The sequence below is a fragment of the Neolewinella aurantiaca genome (assembly GCF_008014675.1).
Taxonomy (GTDB): domain Bacteria; phylum Bacteroidota; class Bacteroidia; order Chitinophagales; family Saprospiraceae; genus Neolewinella; species Neolewinella aurantiaca.
In genome coordinates this window covers 246,038-265,826 of record NZ_VOXD01000002.1, presented here as the reverse complement: position 1 = coordinate 265,826, position 19,789 = coordinate 246,038, and the positions used below count along the sequence as shown (strand labels likewise).

The window sequence follows — 19,789 nt, the reverse complement described above, 5'->3', positions numbered from 1 at the left end:
CAGGTTCGAGTCCTGAGCGCTTCGGCGCAACCCCACTTCGTTTTCTTTTCGGGTCTTTGCTCCTGTCGTCTAAGTAGGTTAGGACACCGCCCTTTCACGGCGGAAAAGAGGGATCGTCGCCCTTCGGGAGTACTTCGTGGCAGTCAGGACATGGCGTTACTTCGTTTTCAATCTGGCTATGCGGGTTCGAGCCCCGTCCGTGGATCAATGAGAAAATTTCCCTCCACGGTTGCTTAAGTGGTAAAGCGCCGGACTCAACCACCGTCGCCGCCCGGTTTTCTCCACGTTTTCTTCGCCTCCGTCAGGATTCAAATTCTGGTGGAGGCGCTGTTTTTAAGGCGCGACCGCAGGTGCAATGAAGGTTTGACAGCCCTGCCCCACCCTGGACAACGTTTCTCCCGCTGTTCGTATCTTTCGCAGACACCGAGCCTATTGAACATGTACCTCCACTACGCTAAGCCATATCTTCTGCTGGCAACTATCATCACCCTTATCTCCTGGGTTATCGTATACAACAAAGGCTCCGCAGCCACCGGCAGAATGCTTTACCTGAAGTTGATCACATTGGTAATCGGCCTGGTTCTATTACGCCGGCGCCATCGTTCCGACATCTTCTTCTACCAGAATATCGGGTACGGCGAACGGCAGCTTCTCACGGTGATTGGCACTGCAGACCTCTCCGTCTGGCTGGTTGGAATCATCGTCCTCATAAATACTTTACCCGATGGAGATCCTGCTCGACAGTGTTTTTTTGACCTTTGGCTCTAAAGAAGTACTCCGCGGTGCCCATCTCCGCCTGAAAAAGGGCAAAATAACGGGAATGCTCGGTCGTAACGGAGCGGGTAAAAGTTGTTTACTTAAGGTTCTAACGGGCCAGTTGTATCCGGAGAATTTGTACATCGGGGTTGATGGAAAATTCACCAAAGACCTGTTTTCGGTACCTGGTCTGATCAATTACTTACCCCAGCACACGTGCCACCCGAACGACATGCAGCTGGGCAGAATACTATCACTCTACGGAGTAGACACCCCCGGTTTCATGACCCGCCACCACCACCTGTTTGCCGATGCCGGGCTGCGCTTTGACCAGCTCTCCGGCGGTACGAAGCGGCTGTTCGAGGTTCTGCTGTTGCTGGCGGCCGACACCCATTTCACCCTTCTGGATGAGCCGTTTACCCACATCATGCCCGCCCACATAGCCTACGTCAGCGACGAAATCCGCCGCTGTTCGGCCAGGAAAGGTATTCTCGTTACCGATCACAAATACGAGCACGTGCTTCACCTTGCGGATACGCTTTACCTCGTCTTCGACGGCACGTCGAAGATCGTAGAGGGACGAGACGATTTGGTCCACTACGGCTACCTGCGCTAAGGCTGCCTGTGCTCAACTTTGCTGTTGTGGTACACGGCCAACCGGTCGGCCAGGATCTCCTCCTCCTCAACGAGCACCGCCGAAGGCGGTAAAACCGGAACTCTCACTCCCTCCCCGAAGCGTACACTACCGGTAAAAACCCTTGCCTCATCCCACAAGCCGGCGGAGACGAATGCTTTCAGTACAGAAGCACCGCCTTCTACGGTTACCTCCCCTATTCTTTGCTCCTTCAACTTACTCAGCACCTGCGTCAGCGCCGCTTTATTTAGTTCGCTGCCAATCACGGTATTATCGGCATCGACGCCGGGGCGGGGCTTTCCGGAAAACAATAGGGTCCGCTCTCCGGTACCGTCAAAAAGTTGTTCTTTGCCCGTGATCCGGTCGCGGGGATCTATGACAACGGGGCGCGGCGTGGGGCCGGGGAAATAGCGGGTGGAAAGTGAAGGATTATCGTCCGTTACCGTTCGCCCTCCCACGAGGATCGCCATGGTATTGGCCCGCCAGCGGTGCACGAGTCGCCGACTTATTTTATTGGTAATCCAGTAAGAGAGCTGGCGGTCAGCGGGCCGCAAAAAACCATCGGCGGACTGGGCGTACTTGAGGACAATTCTGGGCCGCCCCAGCGTGGTCAGGATGTGGCGGTGAGCGTTGGCGGTCAGGGTAGGCTCAAAGTCGGGATATTCACGAACCGTGATACCGGCAGACCGGAGAATCTCAACACTTTGTCCGTCTACGCCCGGAGTGGTATCCCGCTGGGCAAAAACCACGGTCCGGATGCCTTCGCGGCGGATCAGATCCGTGCACGCTCCGGTTCTGCCGGTGATGCAACAGGGTTCGAGGCTGATGTAAAGAGTAGAATCGGGAACCAATGCCCGGTCCTCTTCAGCTACGCTGGCCAGGCAGTTCACTTCTGCGTGGGCCTGGCCCGCCATGCGGTGGTAACCCTCGCCGATGATTCTTCCTTCGTGCACCAGAACGGCTCCAACCCTGGGGTTATCCTTTACTCTTCCGTCCCCCAGCTTAGCGAGATCGGCACAACGTTTCAGATAGTGGCTATCGGACATAATTCAAGGCTATTCGTTGGTTCATCCCCGCAGTACCGACAGGAAACTTCGGCAGGACAACCGAACAATTAGATATGGGCACAAGGTATAACCAGTAGAGTTATTATCGGAAAAAAGGCCAAACGAGTGCAATTGGTCAAATTTTATTCATTTTGCTTTTGTCCTCCCGGCTCTTATAGCTGAGGACAGTTGCCATCAAGGCCCATGCAATGCGCAAACTATCACTAAAGAATGACCAGGGAGTCGTTCTCATCGACGACACGGTATTCGAAGAACTGTCCCACGATCCCCACCTATCTGCCGTAGATTTCTTTTCTAATCTTCGGAAGCACTCATCGGGATGCGTCGTTTTCCAGAAAACGTACAAGAAACAGGGCGAAGAAAAGGGATACCGGACCGAAACGATCTATCTACATAAACTCATTGCCGAGCGCTATCTTTCTGATCAGCGGGTGGGCAACAAAAACCTCGTTGGCACCGTCAACGGCAACAAACTCGATTGCCGCCTGGCTAACCTCGAGTACCGCACTCGTGCGGTCGCGAGCCGCAAACGCAAATCAAGCTCAAAAGCGGGTTACACCGGTGTTTACCGCGAGAACAACCGTTTCCGGGCCGTCATCTCCAAAGACCGGCGAAGCATCCACATCGGGATGTACGCCACGGCGGAGGAGGCCGCTCTGGCCTACAACAAAAAATCCCTGGAGCTCTTCGGCAGCGAGGGCAAGCTCAATGTGATCCCCTCATCTCCCGGTGAAGAGAACACCCCACGGGGGGATTCCCCCACGCGCAAAACGAAAGACAGTAAACAGTCAGATTCGGGCGCCAGGGAACGGTAACCGGACGACCAGCAAGGTAGCCTTTACGCCTCAACAATTCCTTTGGTCATCTCCCGCTTTCCGGGAGGGCCGGGCATCGGTACGACCGTGAAGCCGACGGAGCGAAGGTTCCGTTTGAATTGACCCTTCGCGCAGTAAGTTACCAACACGCCTCCCGGACTAAGGGCAGCGTAGCTGACCGCCAGGCCTTCAGGTTCCCAGAACTCCGGCTGACTACTGGGAGCGAAAGCATCGTAGAAGATGAGATCGACAGCGCCCGGAGCGTAAGGACGATCGGTATCGGTCAGGTAATCGGCCCGTCTTTTGCAGAAGGTAAAATTGGGATCGAGGGCGATGCTATCGTTCCATCCACAATCGTGCAACTCAAAAAAAACGTTTGCTGCCACTCCTATCTGTCCTGGGTAATTGAGGGCCGCAACTTCGACGGGAGAAACAGGGTACTGCTCATAGGTATGGTAGACGAAGTTGATGTCGGGCCGTTGCTGCGCGATCTGCCGTACGAGCAGTGCATTCAACCCCGTGCCAAAGCCCATTTCCAGTATCCTTACTTCCTTATCCCCCCGCTCCAGAAGCGGCAGTAAGCCCGTATTGATAAAGACATGCATACTCTCCTGCACGGCCCCGTGGACGCTGTGGTACTCCACACCGAATTGTTGACTGCGGAGCGTGTGGCTTCCGTCAGTAGTAAGAACGAGTTCGTTGATCATAATCACGAAAAATTCGGGAGCGGGCCAGCAAGCTGGTTGCTCCGTTCGTCGGAAATTTTACCCCTGTGCTTTCAGGTCGGAAACCCGGATGTTAAGGTGGCTTGCGTTGTACACGCACTTTCCGTCTTTGATCAGGAGTGCCTGGGGGGATTCGTGGGGAACCCCGAATTCGTCGGCAATGTGATTACTGATGTCCCTGAAAGCGATCAGATCAAGATAGTAGGCCTCCAGTTGATCGTCTTCGAAGTCCCAGCTCATTTCAACCCGGTTCTTAGCCATGCTGCTGATGGGGCAGCGGGTGCTGTGTTTGAGTATGAGACAAGGGACAACGCGGCTGCGGTCAATGATAGATTCTACATCATTGACGGAATTGATAGTGTACCATTTCATAAAAAATAGATTGAGAACAGTTGCTTATAGAATAGATATGGCAACTGAAACGCAATCATGAAGGAATTCGTTGAGCGAGAAGTTCGTTGGGCAGCCTACACCGCGGTTACACGAGCTGAGCGAAACCATGCCCAGGGCAACGATCGCAACGAAAAAACGGGAGTTGGGGAAAATACGTTTCATGGGAAAAATTATAACTGGGAAAATCTTTACGGCCGCAATGCTGCCCTTTAGCAGGGCTGTTTGCTTAACAAAATTTGAGGGGAGCCGTTAAAGATACAGACGTTGAACGCCCGGAAAAGTCATTCTCGTGTCTCTTCCGGCCGGTAGTTTTCAAAAGTCTCCGGCAAAGGTTACTTTTGCGACCGCAAAGATAGGTCTCATAGTGCCAGCCGGCAAATGTGACCTTGATGGGTGACGGTTTGAAAACGATCATTCCGTTACCTGCTAAATCCAAAACCTAAGCTACCACAGCTAAACTAAAAATACACCCCAAGATGGCTAGAAAACTTGCCCTGCGTGATGCGCTCCGTGAAGCGATGACAGAAGAGATGCGCCGCGATGAGAACGTCTTCCTTATGGGAGAGGAAGTTGCTCAGTACAACGGTGCCTACAAAGTAAGTAAAGGCATGCTGGACGAGTTCGGCGCCAAACGGGTTATCGACACCCCGATTGCTGAGCTCGGATTCGCCGGCATCGGTGTTGGAGCGGCGATGAACGGCCTGCGCCCCATCGTTGAATTCATGACCTGGAACTTCGCGATCCTCGCTTTTGACCAAATTGTAAACAATGCGGCCAAGACTCTGAGCCAGAGTGCCGGCCAGTACAACTGCCCGATTGTATTCCGCGGCCCCTCCGGCTCTGCCGGCCAGCTCGCGCAGCAGCACAGCCAGACTTTCGAAAGCTGGATGGCTAACACGCCCGGCCTCAAGGTTATCTCCTGTATCGACCCGGCCGACGCTAAAGGCCTGTTGAAAAGTGCCATCCGGGACAACGACCCGGTTTGTATCATGGAGTCTGAGATGCTCTACGGTTACGAAGGTGAGGTTCCCGAAGGAGAATACCTCGTACCCATCGGCAAAGCAGCCATCCGTAAGGAAGGCACAGACGTAACCCTGATCGCTTACAACAAGATGGTTCTGGTGGCTATGGAAGCGGCCAAAGAACTGGAGAAGGAAGGCATCAGCGCCGAGGTAATCGACCTGCGTACCATCCGCCCTCTTGATCGCAAGACAATCGTAGAGTCGGTCAAAAAGACCAACCGTTGTGTCGTGATCGACGAAGCATGGCCCTTCGCCGGTGTATCATCCGAGATCGCCTACGAAATTCAGAAATCTGCCTTCGACTACCTCGATGCGCCGGTTATCCGCGTGAACAGTGCCGATACCAGCCTTGGTTACGCCCCCACCCTCGTGGAGGAATTCCTGCCCAACCCAACAAAAATCATCCGGGCGGTTAAAGAGGTTTCTTACGTAAAGTAGATCCTTCTTTTATCAGAAACGACGACTGCGTCCGCTCCGGAATCTTTTTCCGGGGCGGACGTTTTTTTTGGCGCAAACGCAGGTTCAGGGTGAGTTATCGAAGCGTCCGGTTACTCCCTTATTGCCGCGCTCCGGAGGCGACACAGCGGCAAACCCGCCCCGCACCTGCGACCGCGCCCGCAAGATGGCTGTCATTTCGTAACCTTAATGTCAAGGATGGAACAATACTGACTATTTTCAGCAACCAACAGTGCTTCTGCCCGTTAGCCAAGTGAATCAAACATCGTCTATTTATTATGAGCAAACGCCTCGCTATAGTATGGTTCCGCAGGGACCTCCGCCTGCACGACAACGAGGCGCTTACCGACGCCCTGAACCACGCCGAAGAAGTGCTGCCCGTTTACATCTTCGACCCACGGGAATGGCAAGGGACGCTCGCCCACACCGGCTTGCCGAAAATGGGACCGCACCGGGCCAGGTTCATCCTGGAGTGCGTCGCGGACCTAAGAAACAACCTCGCCCAAAAGGGTGCCGATCTCATCATCCGGGTGGGTAAGCCCGAAGAAGTGCTGCCCAAACTGATTCTTGAATCGAATGCAAGTTGGGTTTTCTGTAACCGTGAGCGGACCACCGAAGAAGTAATGGTCCAGAACGCCGTGGAAGCAGCACTCTGGAGTATCGGCCGTGAGGTCTACTACTCCCGGGGGAAACTGCTCTATTACACCGCAGACCTCCCCTTCCCCATCACCCAGACTCCCGATGTTTTTACCCAGTTCCGTAAAGAAACCGAACGCATAACCAACGTTCGACCTCCTTTGCCTACTCCCGCTAAGATCACTTACCGGGAAAACGCGAAGATCCCCTCCGGAGAGATGCCCGAATTGTCCGATTTCGATATCCCTCAGCCCGTAGCCGACGAACGGGCCGCTATTGATTGGCGTGGCGGTGAGACTGCAGGGCTGGACCGCCTGGCGTACTACCTGTTCGAATCTCAGGCCATCGCGACCTACAAGGAAACACGCAACGGGTTGATCGGATCCGATTACAGCACCAAGTTCAGTGCATGGCTTGCCTTTGGATGCCTCAGCCCCAAATACATTTACCAGGAGGTAAAAGCCTACGAAGAAAAGAATGGAGCCAACGACAGTACCTACTGGGTAATCTTTGAATTGCTCTGGCGCGACTTCTTCCGAATGATGGGCAAAAAGCACGGCAACGCGATCTTCCATAAAGGGGGAACTAAGGGCGAAGCCAAAAACTGGTCGACCGATGCGGCTGCCTTCGAACGCTGGATGAAGGGGGAAACCGGCATGCCGTTCATCGATGCCAATATGAGGGAACTGGCGCAAACCGGATTTATGAGCAATCGTGGCCGCCAGAACGCAGCCTCCTACCTCGTTAAAGACCTCGGCATCGACTGGCGGATGGGCGCCGAATACTTCGAATACCAGCTGATCGATTACGACGTCACCTCTAACTGGTGCAACTGGAATTATATCGCTGGTGTAGGCTCAGATCCCAGAGAGGACCGCACCTTTAACATTCTGAGCCAGGCCAAACGGTACGACCCCGACGGAGAATACGTAAAGCTCTGGTGTCCGGAGCTAAAGGATGTCCCCTGTGAAGATATTCACCTGCCAGGTATGCTCTCTTCGTAGGTGCAGACCAGGGAAAACCCTCAATATATAACCGGTTAAGTATACAGCAGCCGCCCCCTGCTATGGCATTCTGCCCGCCGGATTCAGTAGTCTGTACTAAACAAACTTCCGGAATCGTTAGGTTCACGACATTTTGTGCATTAAAGCCCGTAAGCCAACTTTAACGAAGGTGAGCTACCTTAACGCGGCCCGGTTTTTGTACATTTGTCCGTGCCATTTTGGAGATTGTCTTATTTTTGATGGCTCCAGCATCCCAAAATTACTAGTGCAGCTCATTATGCGGTTAATCCAGACCTTTTGCTTTGTTCTATTCTGTGTCGTCGGTCTTCAGGCGCAGGATATCCATTTCTCTCAGTTTTACATGTCTCCCCTCAACCTTAACCCGGCAATGACGGGGGTGATGAACTGTAACAGCCGGATTGCGGTCAACTACCGCAGCCAGTGGGCTTCCATTCTGGGTAGTTCTGCTTTCCAGACATACTCCGTAAGCTACGACCAGCGCGTAGCCGTGGGCCGCAACGACTTTTTCGGTATCGGTGGAACCTTTTGGGGCGATAAAGCCGGCCAGGCAGACTTTGCGACCACTACCGGTAAGATTTCCCTGAGCTACTCCAAAAAAATGGGAGGAAGCCGCAAGTACGGCAACTACCTCGTAGCGGGTGTCGAAGGCGGTGCAGCTCAGCGCAGTCTCGACTTCCTGAAACTGCGCTGGGGTACCCAGCACGATGGCGACGGAGGCTTTGACATCAGCGCTCCAAGCGGAGAGACCGGCTTCGACCGGGACCAGTTCCTGTTTGCCGATCTTGCTGCCGGCCTTCTTTGGTTCATGGTTTTCGATGAGCACAATAGCCTCTACATCGGTGGTGCTTTCCATCACCTCAACCGTGCCGACCAGAGCTTCGACAGCCAAGCCGAGGAACTTCTTTACAGCCGTTACACAGCGCACGCTGGTGGTGAATTCATGATCGGTCAGCGCTTCGGCCTCGTTCCCGGAGTCATTATCATGAACCAGGGACCAAGCTTCCAGGTCAACGCTGGTACCAACGCTAAGTTCCTCCTCGACGGTGGCCGCAACCGCAGCACCCAATCTTTTCAGGTTGGTCTCTGGACCCGCGTCTCCAACCGCTACGACAGCAGCGTGCTTACCGATGCCCTGATCCTCAGTACCCGTTTCGACTACGAGAACTTCGCTCTCGGCTTCAGCTACGACCTCAACACCAGTTCACTGAACACTGCCACTGACGGCAACGGTGGTTTCGAGCTTTCCATGCAATACAAGATTTGTGGCGGACAGCGTAAAGGTGTCTACTGTCCTCAGTTCTAAATCACAAGCAGAACTTCGTACCAGTCGCAGAACAGCCACGGAGCAACAAGTTGTTTCGTGGCTGTTCTGCGTTCGGGAAGAAATCCCGGAATATTAATTGCTCACTACTTACCTTAGCGGCTTAAGCACTTTAGAGTACGGTTTTTCCACATCGCCAAACACTTTTTCATCCCAATTCTATTTTATTCAAATTATAAATAAAGCACATGTTCGGCAACAGTAAAGAAAGCAAGCCCAGCAGCGGAACACCATCACCTTCCACCGGAGGTGGAGGCGTAAACACTATCGACGCCCAAACCTCCATCAAAGGAGACCTTAAGGCAGGAGGTGACATCCGGATCGACGGTACCCTGACCGGCAACCTGGTTTGCGAAGCAAAACTGATCATTGGCCCTAAGGGACAAATCGAAGGTGATGTGACCTGCAAAAACGCCACCATTGAGGGGGCCTTCAAGGGCAATCTCGTCGTTAAGGAATCCCTCACGATTCAGGCGACCGCCAAAGTAGAAGGCGACGTAAAGGCAGCCAAGATGGCTGTGCTCAGTGGCGGCCAGGTTTCGGCCACCTGCTCGGTCCCTTACAGCGGAGGCGGAAACAAATCAGCGGGCAACCCGCTAAAAGACAAGAAGGGTGCAACAGCCTGATTCTGACCACGAAAAGGTCCGCGAAACAACCAGAAGCTGGATGAAATACAGCGGTATGGCCTTTCAGATGATCGGCATCATACTGGCGTTCGTCTTCGGAGGTGTTTACCTCGATCGTTGGCTGGAGACCGGCCCGGTCTTCACCGTCGTCCTGAGCCTGGTTGGCGTTGCCGGCGGGCTTTACACTTCGCTCAAAGATTTTCTTTAATGTTCCGGAGCGAATACGTTTAAGCGTTCCCTTGCTCCCCCGGAAAAGGTTCCTCCTCTGATGATGGTCGTACACCGGCGAAGCCGGTGCGCGGAAGGTCATCGGAGGAGAACCAACCGTAAGGTTTACTACAATGACTTATTCCCGTTTCTTTGTTCTGCTGGCCATCTTCACTGTAATCGCAGCTGCAGCTGCGGCAGTTGCTCACCTGTTCCTCCCCATCTCCTTTGCGATTCCCCTCACCATCGGTGCGATTGTTTTACTGATGGGTATTTCGGTGTTGATGTTTTATGCGGGCCAGCGGACCGCTGCTGCGGAGAATAAATTTTTATTTACCAACGCTTTCATGGGTGTAACGATGATAAAATTCTTCCTTTGCGGAGGATTGATTGCAGCCTATGCTTTGCTTGCGGAACCCGAAAATAAGCTGTTCGTAGTACCTTTTTTCAGTACTTACCTCATTTATACGGCCCTGGAAATTGTTTTTCTGGTAAAACTCGCCGGCAATACTTCGGCTAAAGCCGTAGAATGACAATCGAATCAGGGGAGCTGGCTTTGGCGTTAAGCTGATGTTAGAATATTTCAGAAAGCAGGTTAAAAGAGTTCCTCAACTTACTTTGCACCTGCGTCCGCGCCCCATTTTGAGCGAAGGACTCCTGAAATTCCCAGCATATGATTCGTTTTATTGCACTCCTGCTCTGCTCTACCTCCTTATTGTCCGCCCAGAAAATGTTCCCTGCCGACGCCGCTCAGGAGGCTGCGGAAGAAATTTACCTGGAGATAAAAGAACGTCACCCCTACCCCGCCACCATCGCTGGTTTGAGGGCTCTGGATTCGGCGCGAACGCAGGTGCAAAAACAGTTGGCAGCCAGGGTAAACGGCCACGACAGCATCGCTTACCACGAATTTGTCGGGCTTGTATCTCCGCTGCAGGAGGCGACCAATTGTGGCCACCTCATCCTGGGCCCTTACCTCGATTCCGTCGCTAACCGGGAAATCAGAGAAAACAATTTCCCCCTGTACCTCATCCAGATAGAAACCGGAGAATACGTGCTGCATTCGGGCATCAGCACCGCCACCGATTCCCTTTCGCCGGGTACCGTCGTTACCGCACTCAACGGAGAAAATATAAAAACAGTGATCGGGCAAATAGCTCCGTTCTCCGGCATCAATGACGACAAGAACGACGAAGCACTGTTATATAAAGTTGCCCGGGCACCAATGTTTCTGTACCAAACCTATTACGGTATTCAGGACAGCATCATCATCACCATCCGCAACGAAACCGGGCCCGAAAACCGCACTGTTTTCCCAAAAATGGTTCCGTACACCGACCCGAAAAAGTCTAAGACACCAATTGCCAAAACGCTCGACTTCAAATTCTCTGAAGACGGAGAAACCGGTATTCTGAAAATCAAAAAATTCAGCTCTTATAAATTTACCGACGGCAATTACTACCGGTTCATCCGCCAGGTATTCGACACCCTCAAGACTACCGGAACGGACCAGTTGATCATCGACATCCGGGACAACGGCGGCGGCAACTCGGGCAGGATCAATCACCTCTACCAATTCCTTACCGACAAAAAGTTCTACTTTACCGCCGAAGCCCGCATGACGGGCCCCGCCCGTGCGCAAGCAAACGACGACGCAAAAACCATCCGCCGGCTTGAAGCCGGCGCGGTAAGCCGCCGCGATCGCCGGCTGCAGCGCCGCCTCACCAAACCCCTGAAACCGGTAAAGAAGAAATTGAGGTACGACGGGAAAGTAGTCGTTTTAATCAATCCCGTAAGCTTCTCCGCCAGCGGCATATTCGCCCGGATGGTACAGGGTTCAGGGCGCGGAAAGTTGGTAGGAGATGTTTCCGGTGCTTCGGCCGCCATCATGTACGGCGCCAGCAAACAAGGCGATCCCATCCTCATCGGCCCGTCAGATGATTTCGAGCTCAAAGTAAACACCATCGGCCTGATTCCGCAGTATCCCGCCAGCGGAAACATTACACCAGACTACATCGTGAAGCCCACCCTCGCCGGAATAAAAGCGGGAAAGGACGAGCAGATGGAGAAGGCGATGGAAATTGTGAAACAATAGCTTTTCTACCGGGCTGCCGACTACGACCAGTACGCTATCCGACCTGGCTTTAAAACGAAAGCCCCCACCTCGGGAAAGAGGCAGGGGCTGATTTGATTCAAAATCCGTTTTAAGTCAGTGCTGCGAAGATACAGAATTAACGGCGGATTACGCGGACGGCAGAAACGCCTGCTTCATTGGTCAGGCGAACAAGATAGGCTCCTGCGGCCAATTGGCTGGTCGGCAACTCAAGCTGACCGGTAAATTGATCGAGCTGGCGGACAAGGACCGATCGCCCGGTTACGTCCAACAAATGAAGCTCGGTACGGGCCGACCGCAGACCGCTTACCTCCAGAACGAGTACATCTCCGAAGGGATTCGGGTACACAGCCACCTGATCGGCGGCAGGCTCGTTGGTAGCGGTAGTCAGTGTATTCGGAGCGCAGAGTGTTGGAGCCCCCAGCGCGTAGGAGTTCTCCTGAGAAGGAATCCGTTGAACGGAAACAGCACTGTTGGGTGCTCCTACCTCAGTTCCTGCGGTCCAGATGCCGGCTCCTACCGCTACGTCCTCGAAGGTAGTTTCCACGCCTCCCCACGCAACGTAAGAATACACCCCCTCAGTAGACGCAAGCGTCTGTCCTCTCAACAGCCCCAGTTCGTCGGCGGCTACGGTGATGATAGCGGAAGCATCGACGGTGACCTGATCCCCCGGCATCAGCAGCAATTCTCCACACACGACGGCTAGGTCAGAAATGAGGAAAAAGTCAGTGCCGTTGGTCAGGTACAATTCTCCGGCATTGGTGTTGAATTCACCGAGGTTGATGAGCTCAAGCATTCCGTCGCGGTCGATCTCGTTGATGACCACACGGCGGTTGCCACATTCATCGCCCGTTTGCCCCGTGATGGTAACGGGGTTAGACAGCGCGAAGCATCCGTCCAGTTCAGCGAGAGTACCGCCCACAAAGGCACCGGTCAGGCTACCATCGTGAACTACGGCGTAGATTCTGGACACACCTCCTATACCTTCGAAGTTAAGCGGCTGACTCGTAGGGACATCCAAAATGGTGCCATCCGCATCTACGACCAGATAGGTCAGGGGGTCCTCTCCCATTGGGTCGGAGACAACAACTCTGATGAGGTCAGGGACACCGTCATCGGCACAAATTACGGCACTGAATCCGCCATCGGCAAGGTTCAACGACCTTCCGGTTATTTCACAGTCGGGCTCATCGCCGATGATCAGAGTGATCGTACGGGAGTCTCCGTTGGTGGCCACGCTCCCGTCGGAAGATACGATGCGGTAACGCAGGCTTACGGTGGTACCTGGCCCGGCTCCGAAGTCGAGCAATGTCTGGTAAATACTCTCGATGGTGGCGTTGGAAGACGTATCGGTTGCTACCTTACGGCACTGCAGAATGTTGGTGAATTCGATGTCATTGACAAAAGCGATTTCAATGGTGTACACCACGATGTCGCCATCGGGATCGGATGCAGCGAAGAAACGTCCGTCCTCGAGATCGCTTCCTACGGAGGTAACCGTTACGGTAGCTCCATCTTCCGGAACAATGATATCTGCCGTGGTAGGGAAAGCGTTGTCGTCGCGCAGGATCTGGCCGCGGATTTCCCCCGTCGGGTTGTTCACGGTATGAAGGTTGAAGTAATAGTTACCGGCGATCAGTGCTGCGTACCCTGCAGAGTCGAGCATGATTTTGTTGTCGGCGGCTTCGTAGGCTCCTGACCTCAGGTTGGCGGCGACGTCGGCGTTGAGTCCGGCTACGATGTCGCCACCGGTGGTGGCGTCTCCGATGTGGATATGAGAGCCTCCGGCAATATTTGCGTTGAAATTGGATTCAAGGTCCGCGAAGGATCCCGTTACAACGATGTTGTCTTCGTACCCTTCATAGATAACAAAACCATTTCCTGGCGTTTTTACGGCATCGAGGTTCTCGTTGATCCCCGCCAGGTTTGAGCCAAAGTAGGCCTTGGCTAAATTCATCACCTGGCCCCGAACCTCTCCGCTGCCTTCAGCGGTTGTGTGTACATTAACGTAGTAGCGGCGGGCGTAGAAATTTTCCACTTCCTCTTCCGTCAGGGCGAAGGTATTGTTGGCAGGTTCCCAGACTCCGCCGATACCGTCGTCGTCTAACGTGATGGTGAGTCCGAAAGCGATCGGTCCGGATGATCCGGCGAGGGCTTCATGGATGTGCGCACCTCCGGCCACGCCGAGGTCTACCCCACCCTGGAGATCACTTACGCTACCACTGACAACCAAGTTGTTCTCCGCATCCAGTGTCATCATCAGGCGGCCGTTCCCTGGCGTATTGATAGCAACAGGACGGGTCTGATGGCCACTGGGGTTACTGTAAAACTGAGTAACGGACATATCCGCAACCTGTCCTCTGAGTTCGCCCGAACGAGCGGCGTTGGAGTGGATGTTGACGTATAGCCCTCCATTATCGAAGGCTTCAACCTGCTCTGGCGTCAGTTCAAAAACATTATCGGCAGCCTCCAGCGTAGCCGACTTCATATCGTCGCCGATCGTCAGGTTAAGGGGGATGATCACCTCACCGTTTCGTCCGGCCACTCCGGTATGGATGTGGGCACCGCCGGCGATATCAGTAGCAATGGTTCCCGTCAGGCCGCTGAAGCTGCCCGATACGGTGATGGTAGTGCCGGTACGCTCCAGCAGCAGTGCTCCCGCAGCAGGGGTAATTACCGACGGTACTTCGTTGGCACCAAGCAGGTACGCCACGTTGTAGTCGTCTGCTCCCGCGGGGAGCAACTGACCGCGCAACTCTCCGGCGCCGAAATCCACGGAGTGAATATTGACGTAGATGCCGCGGTCCGTGAGGGCCTGAACTTCATCGTCAGTCAATTCAAAAGTATTGTCTCCGGCGCTGAACGAGCCACCCCGAAGGTCGTCGTCCAGGTCAGTAGTAAGCAAAAAGGCAACCGGGCCGGCTTCGCCGGCCATTCCGAGGTGGAGGTGAGCCCCGCCGGCTACGGTAGGGTCGAAGTCGGAAATGAGCCCTGAGAAAGATCCGCTGACGGTCAGGGTTGTTCCCGTCAGGGTGGCGGTCACCATTCCCCGGCCGGTTGTTGTTACAGGAGAAGGCAATTCATTGAGTCCGGAAAGTGCCGCCTCAAAATCACCGTCCATCATGGCCTGTTGCCCCGCGCTTATGTTAAAAGAGATGGATTCCGGGCTGGAAACAACTACAGCGTTTTGGCCCTCAGCATCCGGACAGGAGGAGTTGCCTCCTGCTGTGCCTCCGTCATTGCCTGCACCAGGGTAACCAGAGAAAGCACCCAGCGGGAGCAGTAAAGCACCAAACAGTGCGACAAGTAATATTCTACGATAGTTGGGGTAATGCTTTTCTATCATTCTAAACGGTTTATGTACTAAGGGGGATAAGGGAATTTGAACTTTGGCCTATCGTTCGTTACGAAGCGAAAGCGGTCAGTTTCTAATTAAAATTCTTTGGATTTTCTATTTGCATTCTTCGGGGGAGAAAGTCATCTGCGGCACAGAAGCTTTACGCAAAAAACGACCGGTTCGGTTTATCAGAGCCAAAACCGGGGAAGTCGTTCCCTGGTCCCGGCACACTATATTTCAGGGGGGAAGTTCGGTTTCACACCCTCCCTGTATCAGCGTGTCGGACACCGTCGTAGCGTATCACACCGGATGAAGAAGCAATTTAAGGCCTTTTTGTTTGGTGGCTGCCTGAAATGAACCAGGATGGCCGTATCGTAAATTAAATTTCCTGAAATTCACCATCAATTAACTTTAAGTCCTCATTTTCGGCGCCTAAAACTGTTCCAACGCATATATTTTTGCGAATAATTTCTTCACAACTTTTATCATGACAACTTCAGCCGAACTCTCTCTCTACCCCCTCACTCCTGACTATAAAGAAGTCATCATTGATTTCATCCATCAGTTGAGATCGCAACCGGGCATTACGGTAGCTACTAACGGTCTTTCCACCCAACTTACGGGAGAATACGACGCCGTGATGGCTGCCCTCACCGAGGCTATGCGGCCCACCATCGGCGGCAGCGTCGCTTGTAGTTTTGTGATCAAGGTCCTGAACGTTGGCATTGAGCCGGGAGCAGACGTGGAGGTTTAGTCTCTACCCCGGGTCCTTTTACGGCGCGCCCGCAGGTGCAAAGAACAGTTGACGGGCAACGTGCTTTCCCGATAACTTACACTGCACCTGCGGCCTCGCCCTGCTCTTCTCTGTTCGCAGGAATAGCCTGGCTGCGCGAAGAATTGATAAAGTAAACCCCAGTGATGAGAACAGCACCCGCCACAACCGACTGTAGCGTAACTGCTTCCTGATTGAGAAACGCCCCCAGCACCATCGCTACAACGGGATTGACATAAGTTCCAGTTGCTGCTTTTTCGGGAGCCACGTTCTTCATAAGAAAGTTGAACGCCGAAAATGCGACTATCGCCCCGAAGATGATCAGGTAACTCAGCGAGCCGATGGATTTCCAACTGAGTCCTTCTGCCGTCCAGCCAACCCACTCTCCTAAGCAGAGACTAAGCAGCATGGCTAGTGCTCCGCCCACCAACATCTGCATGGCTGTAGATCTGAAGTTATTCTTCCCCGTATCCAGGCGGGGGTTAAGCGTCATCGCCAGCGCCCAGATGGAGACCGAAAAAAGCACCGCGACGAGCGCAATTATTTCGTTTCGTCCGGAAACCAGTTGTGGCTGGCCGATTAGTAATCCCATGCCGACAATGCTTATTGCCGCACCCAAGAAAGCCTTACCCGGAGGCCTGCTCTTGAACAGTCCCCACATGATGAACATCACGAGCAACGGCTGAAAGGCCACCAGTAAGGCCGTTATGCTGGAGTCCATCCACTGTTGGGCCCACACCACTATTCCGACGCCAAGCGTCAGGAACATAAAGCCCATATAGCCCGAGTTGACCCACTGTTTGCGGGTAGGCCTTGTTTTGTCTCCCGCCAGAAACGACAAGCCGTAAAGCAAAGAGCCAGCGATCAGGAAACGAACGCCACACATGCCGAAGGGCGGCAGCGTATCGATGGCCCATTTGTTGGCGAGGTAAGTTGACCCCCACACAAAATAGGTTATCGCGAATGCTGATATGATCAGCCATTGTTGTTTGGACATTGCAAGGACAAAATTGAGTCCCTTCAAATTTCAGGACCTGACTTTGCTGCTCTTCCCCGGCACGGCGGTGAGTGGCAACGAGCATACCCGGGCGTCGCGCCGGAACCGTTTGGGGTGTAGCCCGCACCCTCAAGTGAGACGCTGAAAAGTCAGTTGAAAAAATTTAAACGGGTTCGTTACAGAAACTGAGAGTTACAGGAAAGAGGGGCAATTCTTGTATCCCTGCCTATCTTTGCGCAAAATTACAATTATGACCGGCATTGCCAGACTTATTTCTTTCTCTTTTCTGATCACCACCGCCCTCGCCTTTGCTGGCTGCCAGGCACAGGAAGGAGGTGCGACTTCAACCACCACTACATCTGCGAAAGCGGACGGCCCGAAGATCGTTTTTGTCCGGCTCGACAGTCTCCAGGCTGGCTACACCGATCTGGCCACCGAACTCGAGCGCTTGCAGGAGAACGTCCAGGCTGCCGACGATAATATCCAGAAACAAATGGCCAGCCTCCAGAGCGAGATGCAGCGCATCCAGAACAAGATTCAGCGCGGAGAGATGACGCCTAAGATGATCCAGAACGAACAGCAGCGTCTGGGCGGCAAAGAGCAGGAAATCATGCAGCAGCGCGACCTCGCGCTGGCCAGTATTCAGGAGGACCAGATGCGCCTTCAGCAACAGTTCGGCGAACGGGTAAAGGAAATCCTCGAAGAGCTGCAGGAAGAGAAAGGCTATGACTACATCCTCAATGAGGGTGGCGGAGGCGGCGTGCTCGTGGCACGCGACAGCTACGACATCACAGCAGAAGTTCTGACGCGCCTCAACGCTACAGACGGCGGTATGGCCAAAGACTCCATCCAGTAAGCAAACCAGCCTATAGACATTCCATCAGCTGCCGCAGTACCTCTACCTGGTAGACCTCGTACTGCTCAAAACCGGAAGACCAGAATACCCGAACGTAATCGAGTGCCTGGTTACGCAACTCGGCTGCTGCCCCGCGCGGCAGCAGGTAAGTGACGTCGTAATTCACTTCCCGGCGACCGTGATCGATGATTCCGACGGCTTCCCGCGCAGCCTGCAGGCTCAGGTGGCGGCCATTGAGCAGGTGCAGACTCAGGCTTGAATTCTGAGCCAGGTAGCCGTATGAAGTGAGCACATTAGGGTTGGCAAAAGTGTAGCGTACGTGGAGGTAGCGGTCTCCGCGATCATCGCGGCTCGTCCAGGCAGTGGCCCGCAGGTATTCCTTCCCGTCGAGAAAGGGGCGGAGATTTTCGTCGGTATGCGTAAAGAACAAGGTAGGATAGGTTACCGGCCTGGGGCCACCCATACGCTGAGCCGGCAGGTTATTGGTACAAGGCGGTGGCTCGCTGACGGGAATTCTGCCCGCCGCTTCGCCAAAACCACTAAACACAGGCGCTGCCGGGAAGAGCATTTTGAGGTCTTTCTCGGTACGGTTTGCGGGTTTTGGCGCAGCGGGGCCTTCTCTTTCTTTGCGGCGAGCTTCGTTGTAGGCATCCACGTAGCGGCCTTCAGCGACAACGACGTTCGCCGAGGCCGCGCGTTGCTCGGCTGCAGTGCGCTCGTTAAGCGCATCGGCCTCTACCTGGCGGGTAAGTTGGAGGCGGCGCTGCAGCGCCGCTACCTCTTCGGCCCGGCCGGCCAGGCGCGCGGCTTCGAGGTCGCGCTCCAGCGCGACCCGGTTGTTGAGAGCGGCAGTAGCCCGGGCCCGGGCCAGTGTTTCGGCTTCCCGGGCGAGCTGAAGTTTACGTTCAGCGATGGCCTTAAGGTCCGCAATGGTAGGGTCTACCCCACCACTGAGCGGCTCAATGACAACTTTCACCACCGGGTAGGCAGCGCCCGCCGAGTCTTTTTGCTGTTCATCAATCAGGGTCAGGTCGTTGAAGTACCGGGCTGATCCGTCAGGATAAACGATGATTTTCTCTCCGGCGGAGTTGGTCCTCAACTCCTGCCCCGCACACTGCACCTGCGTCCCCGCCCAGAACAGCAGTACCAATATTACGACACCTAATTTATCTACTGATTGCATACTGCAAAGGTAGTAGTTAGCATTCAGTACTAACCGCTACCTTTGCCAACGATGCCAACGCTCCTTTTCAACATAGGCTTTCTGGAAGTAGATATCTGGGACCTCTTCGATGTTTTCATCGTAGGGGTGCTGCTCTACCAGTTGTACCGGATCCTGCGCGGTAGTATTGCCCTCAACATTTTTGTGGGGATGATGCTGCTGTTCCTTAGCTACCAGGCCTTTCAGGCCCTGGGGATGGACTTGCTGAGTAGTATTCTGTACCAGTTCATCAACATCGGCTTCGTTAGTCTTATCATCATTTTCCAACCCGAGGTACGTCGGTTCCTGCTCCTGCTCGGCAACTCGACCCTGCGGCAGCGCGATTCCGTCTGGAACCGCCTGCTGGGCCGGGAGGTAGACGAAGAAGCAGGACCGGAAATCGACGAAATCCGCCGGGCGTTCCTGAAAATGGCTGGGGCTAAAACCGGCGCGCTGCTAGTGGTGACCAAAGATGCCGACCCCGACACGATCATAACCGGAGGGACGTCTCTGAACGCCGAGATCAGCTACGGACTATTGGTAAGCATCTTCCATAAAGAAAGCCCGCTCCACGACGGTGCAGTGGTCATTCAGGACGGTCGCATCTCGCGGGCCAGCGCAATCCTTCCCGTTTCGGAAAACACCGATTTGCCCAAAAGCGTCGGTCTTCGGCACCGGGCAGCGGTAGGCGTATCGGAAAAAATAGACGTGGCCTGCTTCATCGTATCCGAAGAAACCGGCAGGATTTCCTTTGCCCGGGCGGGAGAACTGGAACGGGGCATCTCGGAAGCACGGCTGACCGAATTGCTCCGCAATTCACTCTGAGAAACAGT

General features: G+C 54.1%; 20 protein-coding genes. 13 read left to right on the top strand and 7 right to left on the bottom strand.

What is annotated here, in order from left to right; genetic code table 11:
• Positions 1 to 438: 438 nt before the first annotated feature.
• Both FUA23_RS02250 and FUA23_RS02245 read left to right on the top strand, forming a co-directional pair.
• A complete protein-coding gene (locus FUA23_RS02250) occupies positions 439 to 768 on the top strand; it encodes a hypothetical protein (RefSeq protein WP_147929080.1) in 330 nt (109 codons plus the stop codon).
• Positions 725 to 1,372 (top strand): ATP-binding cassette domain-containing protein, encoded by a 648-nt coding sequence (locus FUA23_RS02245; protein WP_147929079.1) that lies wholly within the window; start codon positions 725 to 727, stop codon positions 1,370 to 1,372. The genes FUA23_RS02250 and FUA23_RS02245 overlap by 44 nt, the downstream gene beginning before the upstream one ends.
• Here the strand turns inward: FUA23_RS02245 and ribD are convergent.
• Positions 1,369 to 2,436 (bottom strand): bifunctional diaminohydroxyphosphoribosylaminopyrimidine deaminase/5-amino-6-(5-phosphoribosylamino)uracil reductase RibD, encoded by a 1,068-nt coding sequence (gene ribD / locus FUA23_RS02240; protein WP_147929078.1) that lies wholly within the window; start codon positions 2,434 to 2,436, stop codon positions 1,369 to 1,371. The two genes, FUA23_RS02245 and ribD, sit on opposite strands and share 4 nt — an antisense overlap.
• A 209-nt stretch (positions 2,437 to 2,645) precedes the next feature.
• Here ribD and FUA23_RS02235 point away from each other — a divergent pair, with 209 nt between their 5' ends.
• Positions 2,646 to 3,272, top strand: coding sequence for an AP2/ERF family transcription factor (locus tag FUA23_RS02235; protein WP_147929077.1), 627 nt, complete (start codon positions 2,646 to 2,648; stop codon positions 3,270 to 3,272).
• 23 nt (positions 3,273 to 3,295) lie between these two features.
• On the opposite strand, the gene mnmD is transcribed toward FUA23_RS02235, so the two are convergent.
• Genes mnmD through FUA23_RS22210 form a run of 3 tightly spaced genes read right to left on the bottom strand, consistent with a single transcriptional unit; the run spans position 3,296 to position 4,552 of the window.
• Positions 3,296 to 3,979, bottom strand: a complete 684-nt coding sequence (gene mnmD / locus FUA23_RS02230; RefSeq protein ID WP_147929076.1) for a tRNA (5-methylaminomethyl-2-thiouridine)(34)-methyltransferase MnmD — start codon at positions 3,977 to 3,979, stop codon at positions 3,296 to 3,298.
• A 57-nt stretch (positions 3,980 to 4,036) separates the two neighbouring features.
• The gene (gene ytxJ, locus FUA23_RS02225; protein ID WP_147929075.1) at positions 4,037 to 4,369 is read right to left on the bottom strand and encodes a bacillithiol system redox-active protein YtxJ; all 333 of its coding nucleotides are present in this window, start codon (positions 4,367 to 4,369) and stop codon (positions 4,037 to 4,039) included.
• A gap of 24 nt (positions 4,370 to 4,393) precedes the next feature.
• A complete protein-coding gene (locus FUA23_RS22210; RefSeq protein WP_187270854.1) occupies positions 4,394 to 4,552 on the bottom strand; it encodes a hypothetical protein in 159 nt (52 codons plus the stop codon).
• 314 nt (positions 4,553 to 4,866) lie between these two features.
• Between FUA23_RS22210 and FUA23_RS02220 the strand changes: the two genes are divergently transcribed.
• The 7 genes from FUA23_RS02220 (at position 4,867) to FUA23_RS02190 (ending at position 11,775) form a co-directional block, all read left to right on the top strand.
• Positions 4,867 to 5,850 carry a pyruvate dehydrogenase complex E1 component subunit beta gene (locus tag FUA23_RS02220; RefSeq protein ID WP_147929074.1) on the top strand — a complete coding sequence of 328 codons (984 nt, stop codon included), beginning with the start codon at positions 4,867 to 4,869 and terminating at the stop codon, positions 5,848 to 5,850.
• Between the two features lie 296 nt (positions 5,851 to 6,146).
• A complete protein-coding gene (locus tag FUA23_RS02215; protein ID WP_147929073.1) occupies positions 6,147 to 7,508 on the top strand; it encodes a DASH family cryptochrome in 1,362 nt (453 codons plus the stop codon).
• A gap of 277 nt (positions 7,509 to 7,785) precedes the next feature.
• Positions 7,786 to 8,832: a PorP/SprF family type IX secretion system membrane protein gene (locus FUA23_RS02210; RefSeq protein WP_147929072.1), complete on the top strand. Its 1,047-nt coding sequence runs from the start codon at positions 7,786 to 7,788 to the stop codon at positions 8,830 to 8,832.
• A gap of 206 nt (positions 8,833 to 9,038) precedes the next feature.
• Positions 9,039 to 9,476, top strand: coding sequence for a bactofilin family protein (locus tag FUA23_RS02205; RefSeq protein WP_147929071.1), 438 nt, complete (start codon positions 9,039 to 9,041; stop codon positions 9,474 to 9,476).
• 40 nt (positions 9,477 to 9,516) lie between these two features.
• Positions 9,517 to 9,684, top strand: a complete 168-nt coding sequence (locus tag FUA23_RS02200) for an AtpZ/AtpI family protein (protein ID WP_147929070.1) — start codon at positions 9,517 to 9,519, stop codon at positions 9,682 to 9,684.
• Positions 9,685 to 9,817: 133 nt separating this feature from the next.
• Positions 9,818 to 10,216, top strand: coding sequence for a hypothetical protein (locus tag FUA23_RS02195; protein ID WP_147929069.1), 399 nt, complete (start codon positions 9,818 to 9,820; stop codon positions 10,214 to 10,216).
• 140 nt (positions 10,217 to 10,356) lie between these two features.
• Positions 10,357 to 11,775 (top strand): S41 family peptidase, encoded by a 1,419-nt coding sequence (locus tag FUA23_RS02190; RefSeq protein WP_147929068.1) that lies wholly within the window; start codon positions 10,357 to 10,359, stop codon positions 11,773 to 11,775.
• A gap of 136 nt (positions 11,776 to 11,911) precedes the next feature.
• Here FUA23_RS02190 and FUA23_RS02185 read toward each other — a convergent pair whose 3' ends face one another.
• On the bottom strand, positions 11,912 to 15,139 hold the full coding sequence (locus FUA23_RS02185; RefSeq protein ID WP_147929067.1) for a CHRD domain-containing protein: 3,228 nt from the start codon (positions 15,137 to 15,139) through the stop codon (positions 11,912 to 11,914).
• Positions 15,140 to 15,617: 478 nt separating this feature from the next.
• Here FUA23_RS02185 and FUA23_RS02180 point away from each other — a divergent pair, with 478 nt between their 5' ends.
• Positions 15,618 to 15,884: a YkoF family thiamine/hydroxymethylpyrimidine-binding protein gene (locus FUA23_RS02180; RefSeq protein ID WP_147929066.1), complete on the top strand. Its 267-nt coding sequence runs from the start codon at positions 15,618 to 15,620 to the stop codon at positions 15,882 to 15,884.
• A 76-nt stretch (positions 15,885 to 15,960) separates the two neighbouring features.
• Here FUA23_RS02180 and FUA23_RS02175 read toward each other — a convergent pair whose 3' ends face one another.
• Entirely contained in the window at positions 15,961 to 16,899 is a 939-nt protein-coding gene (locus FUA23_RS02175) for an EamA family transporter (RefSeq protein ID WP_147929065.1), read from the bottom strand.
• 250 nt (positions 16,900 to 17,149) lie between these two features.
• Here FUA23_RS02175 and FUA23_RS02170 point away from each other — a divergent pair, with 250 nt between their 5' ends.
• Positions 17,150 to 17,755, top strand: a complete 606-nt coding sequence (locus FUA23_RS02170; RefSeq protein WP_147929064.1) for an OmpH family outer membrane protein — start codon at positions 17,150 to 17,152, stop codon at positions 17,753 to 17,755.
• Positions 17,756 to 17,765: 10 nt separating this feature from the next.
• Here the strand turns inward: FUA23_RS02170 and FUA23_RS02165 are convergent, their stop codons facing one another.
• A complete protein-coding gene (locus FUA23_RS02165; RefSeq protein WP_147929063.1) occupies positions 17,766 to 18,938 on the bottom strand; it encodes a flotillin family protein in 1,173 nt (390 codons plus the stop codon).
• A gap of 51 nt (positions 18,939 to 18,989) precedes the next feature.
• Between FUA23_RS02165 and cdaA the strand changes: the two genes are divergently transcribed.
• Entirely contained in the window at positions 18,990 to 19,781 is a 792-nt protein-coding gene (cdaA, locus tag FUA23_RS02160; protein ID WP_147929062.1) for a diadenylate cyclase CdaA, read from the top strand.
• Positions 19,782 to 19,789 lie beyond the last annotated feature (8 nt).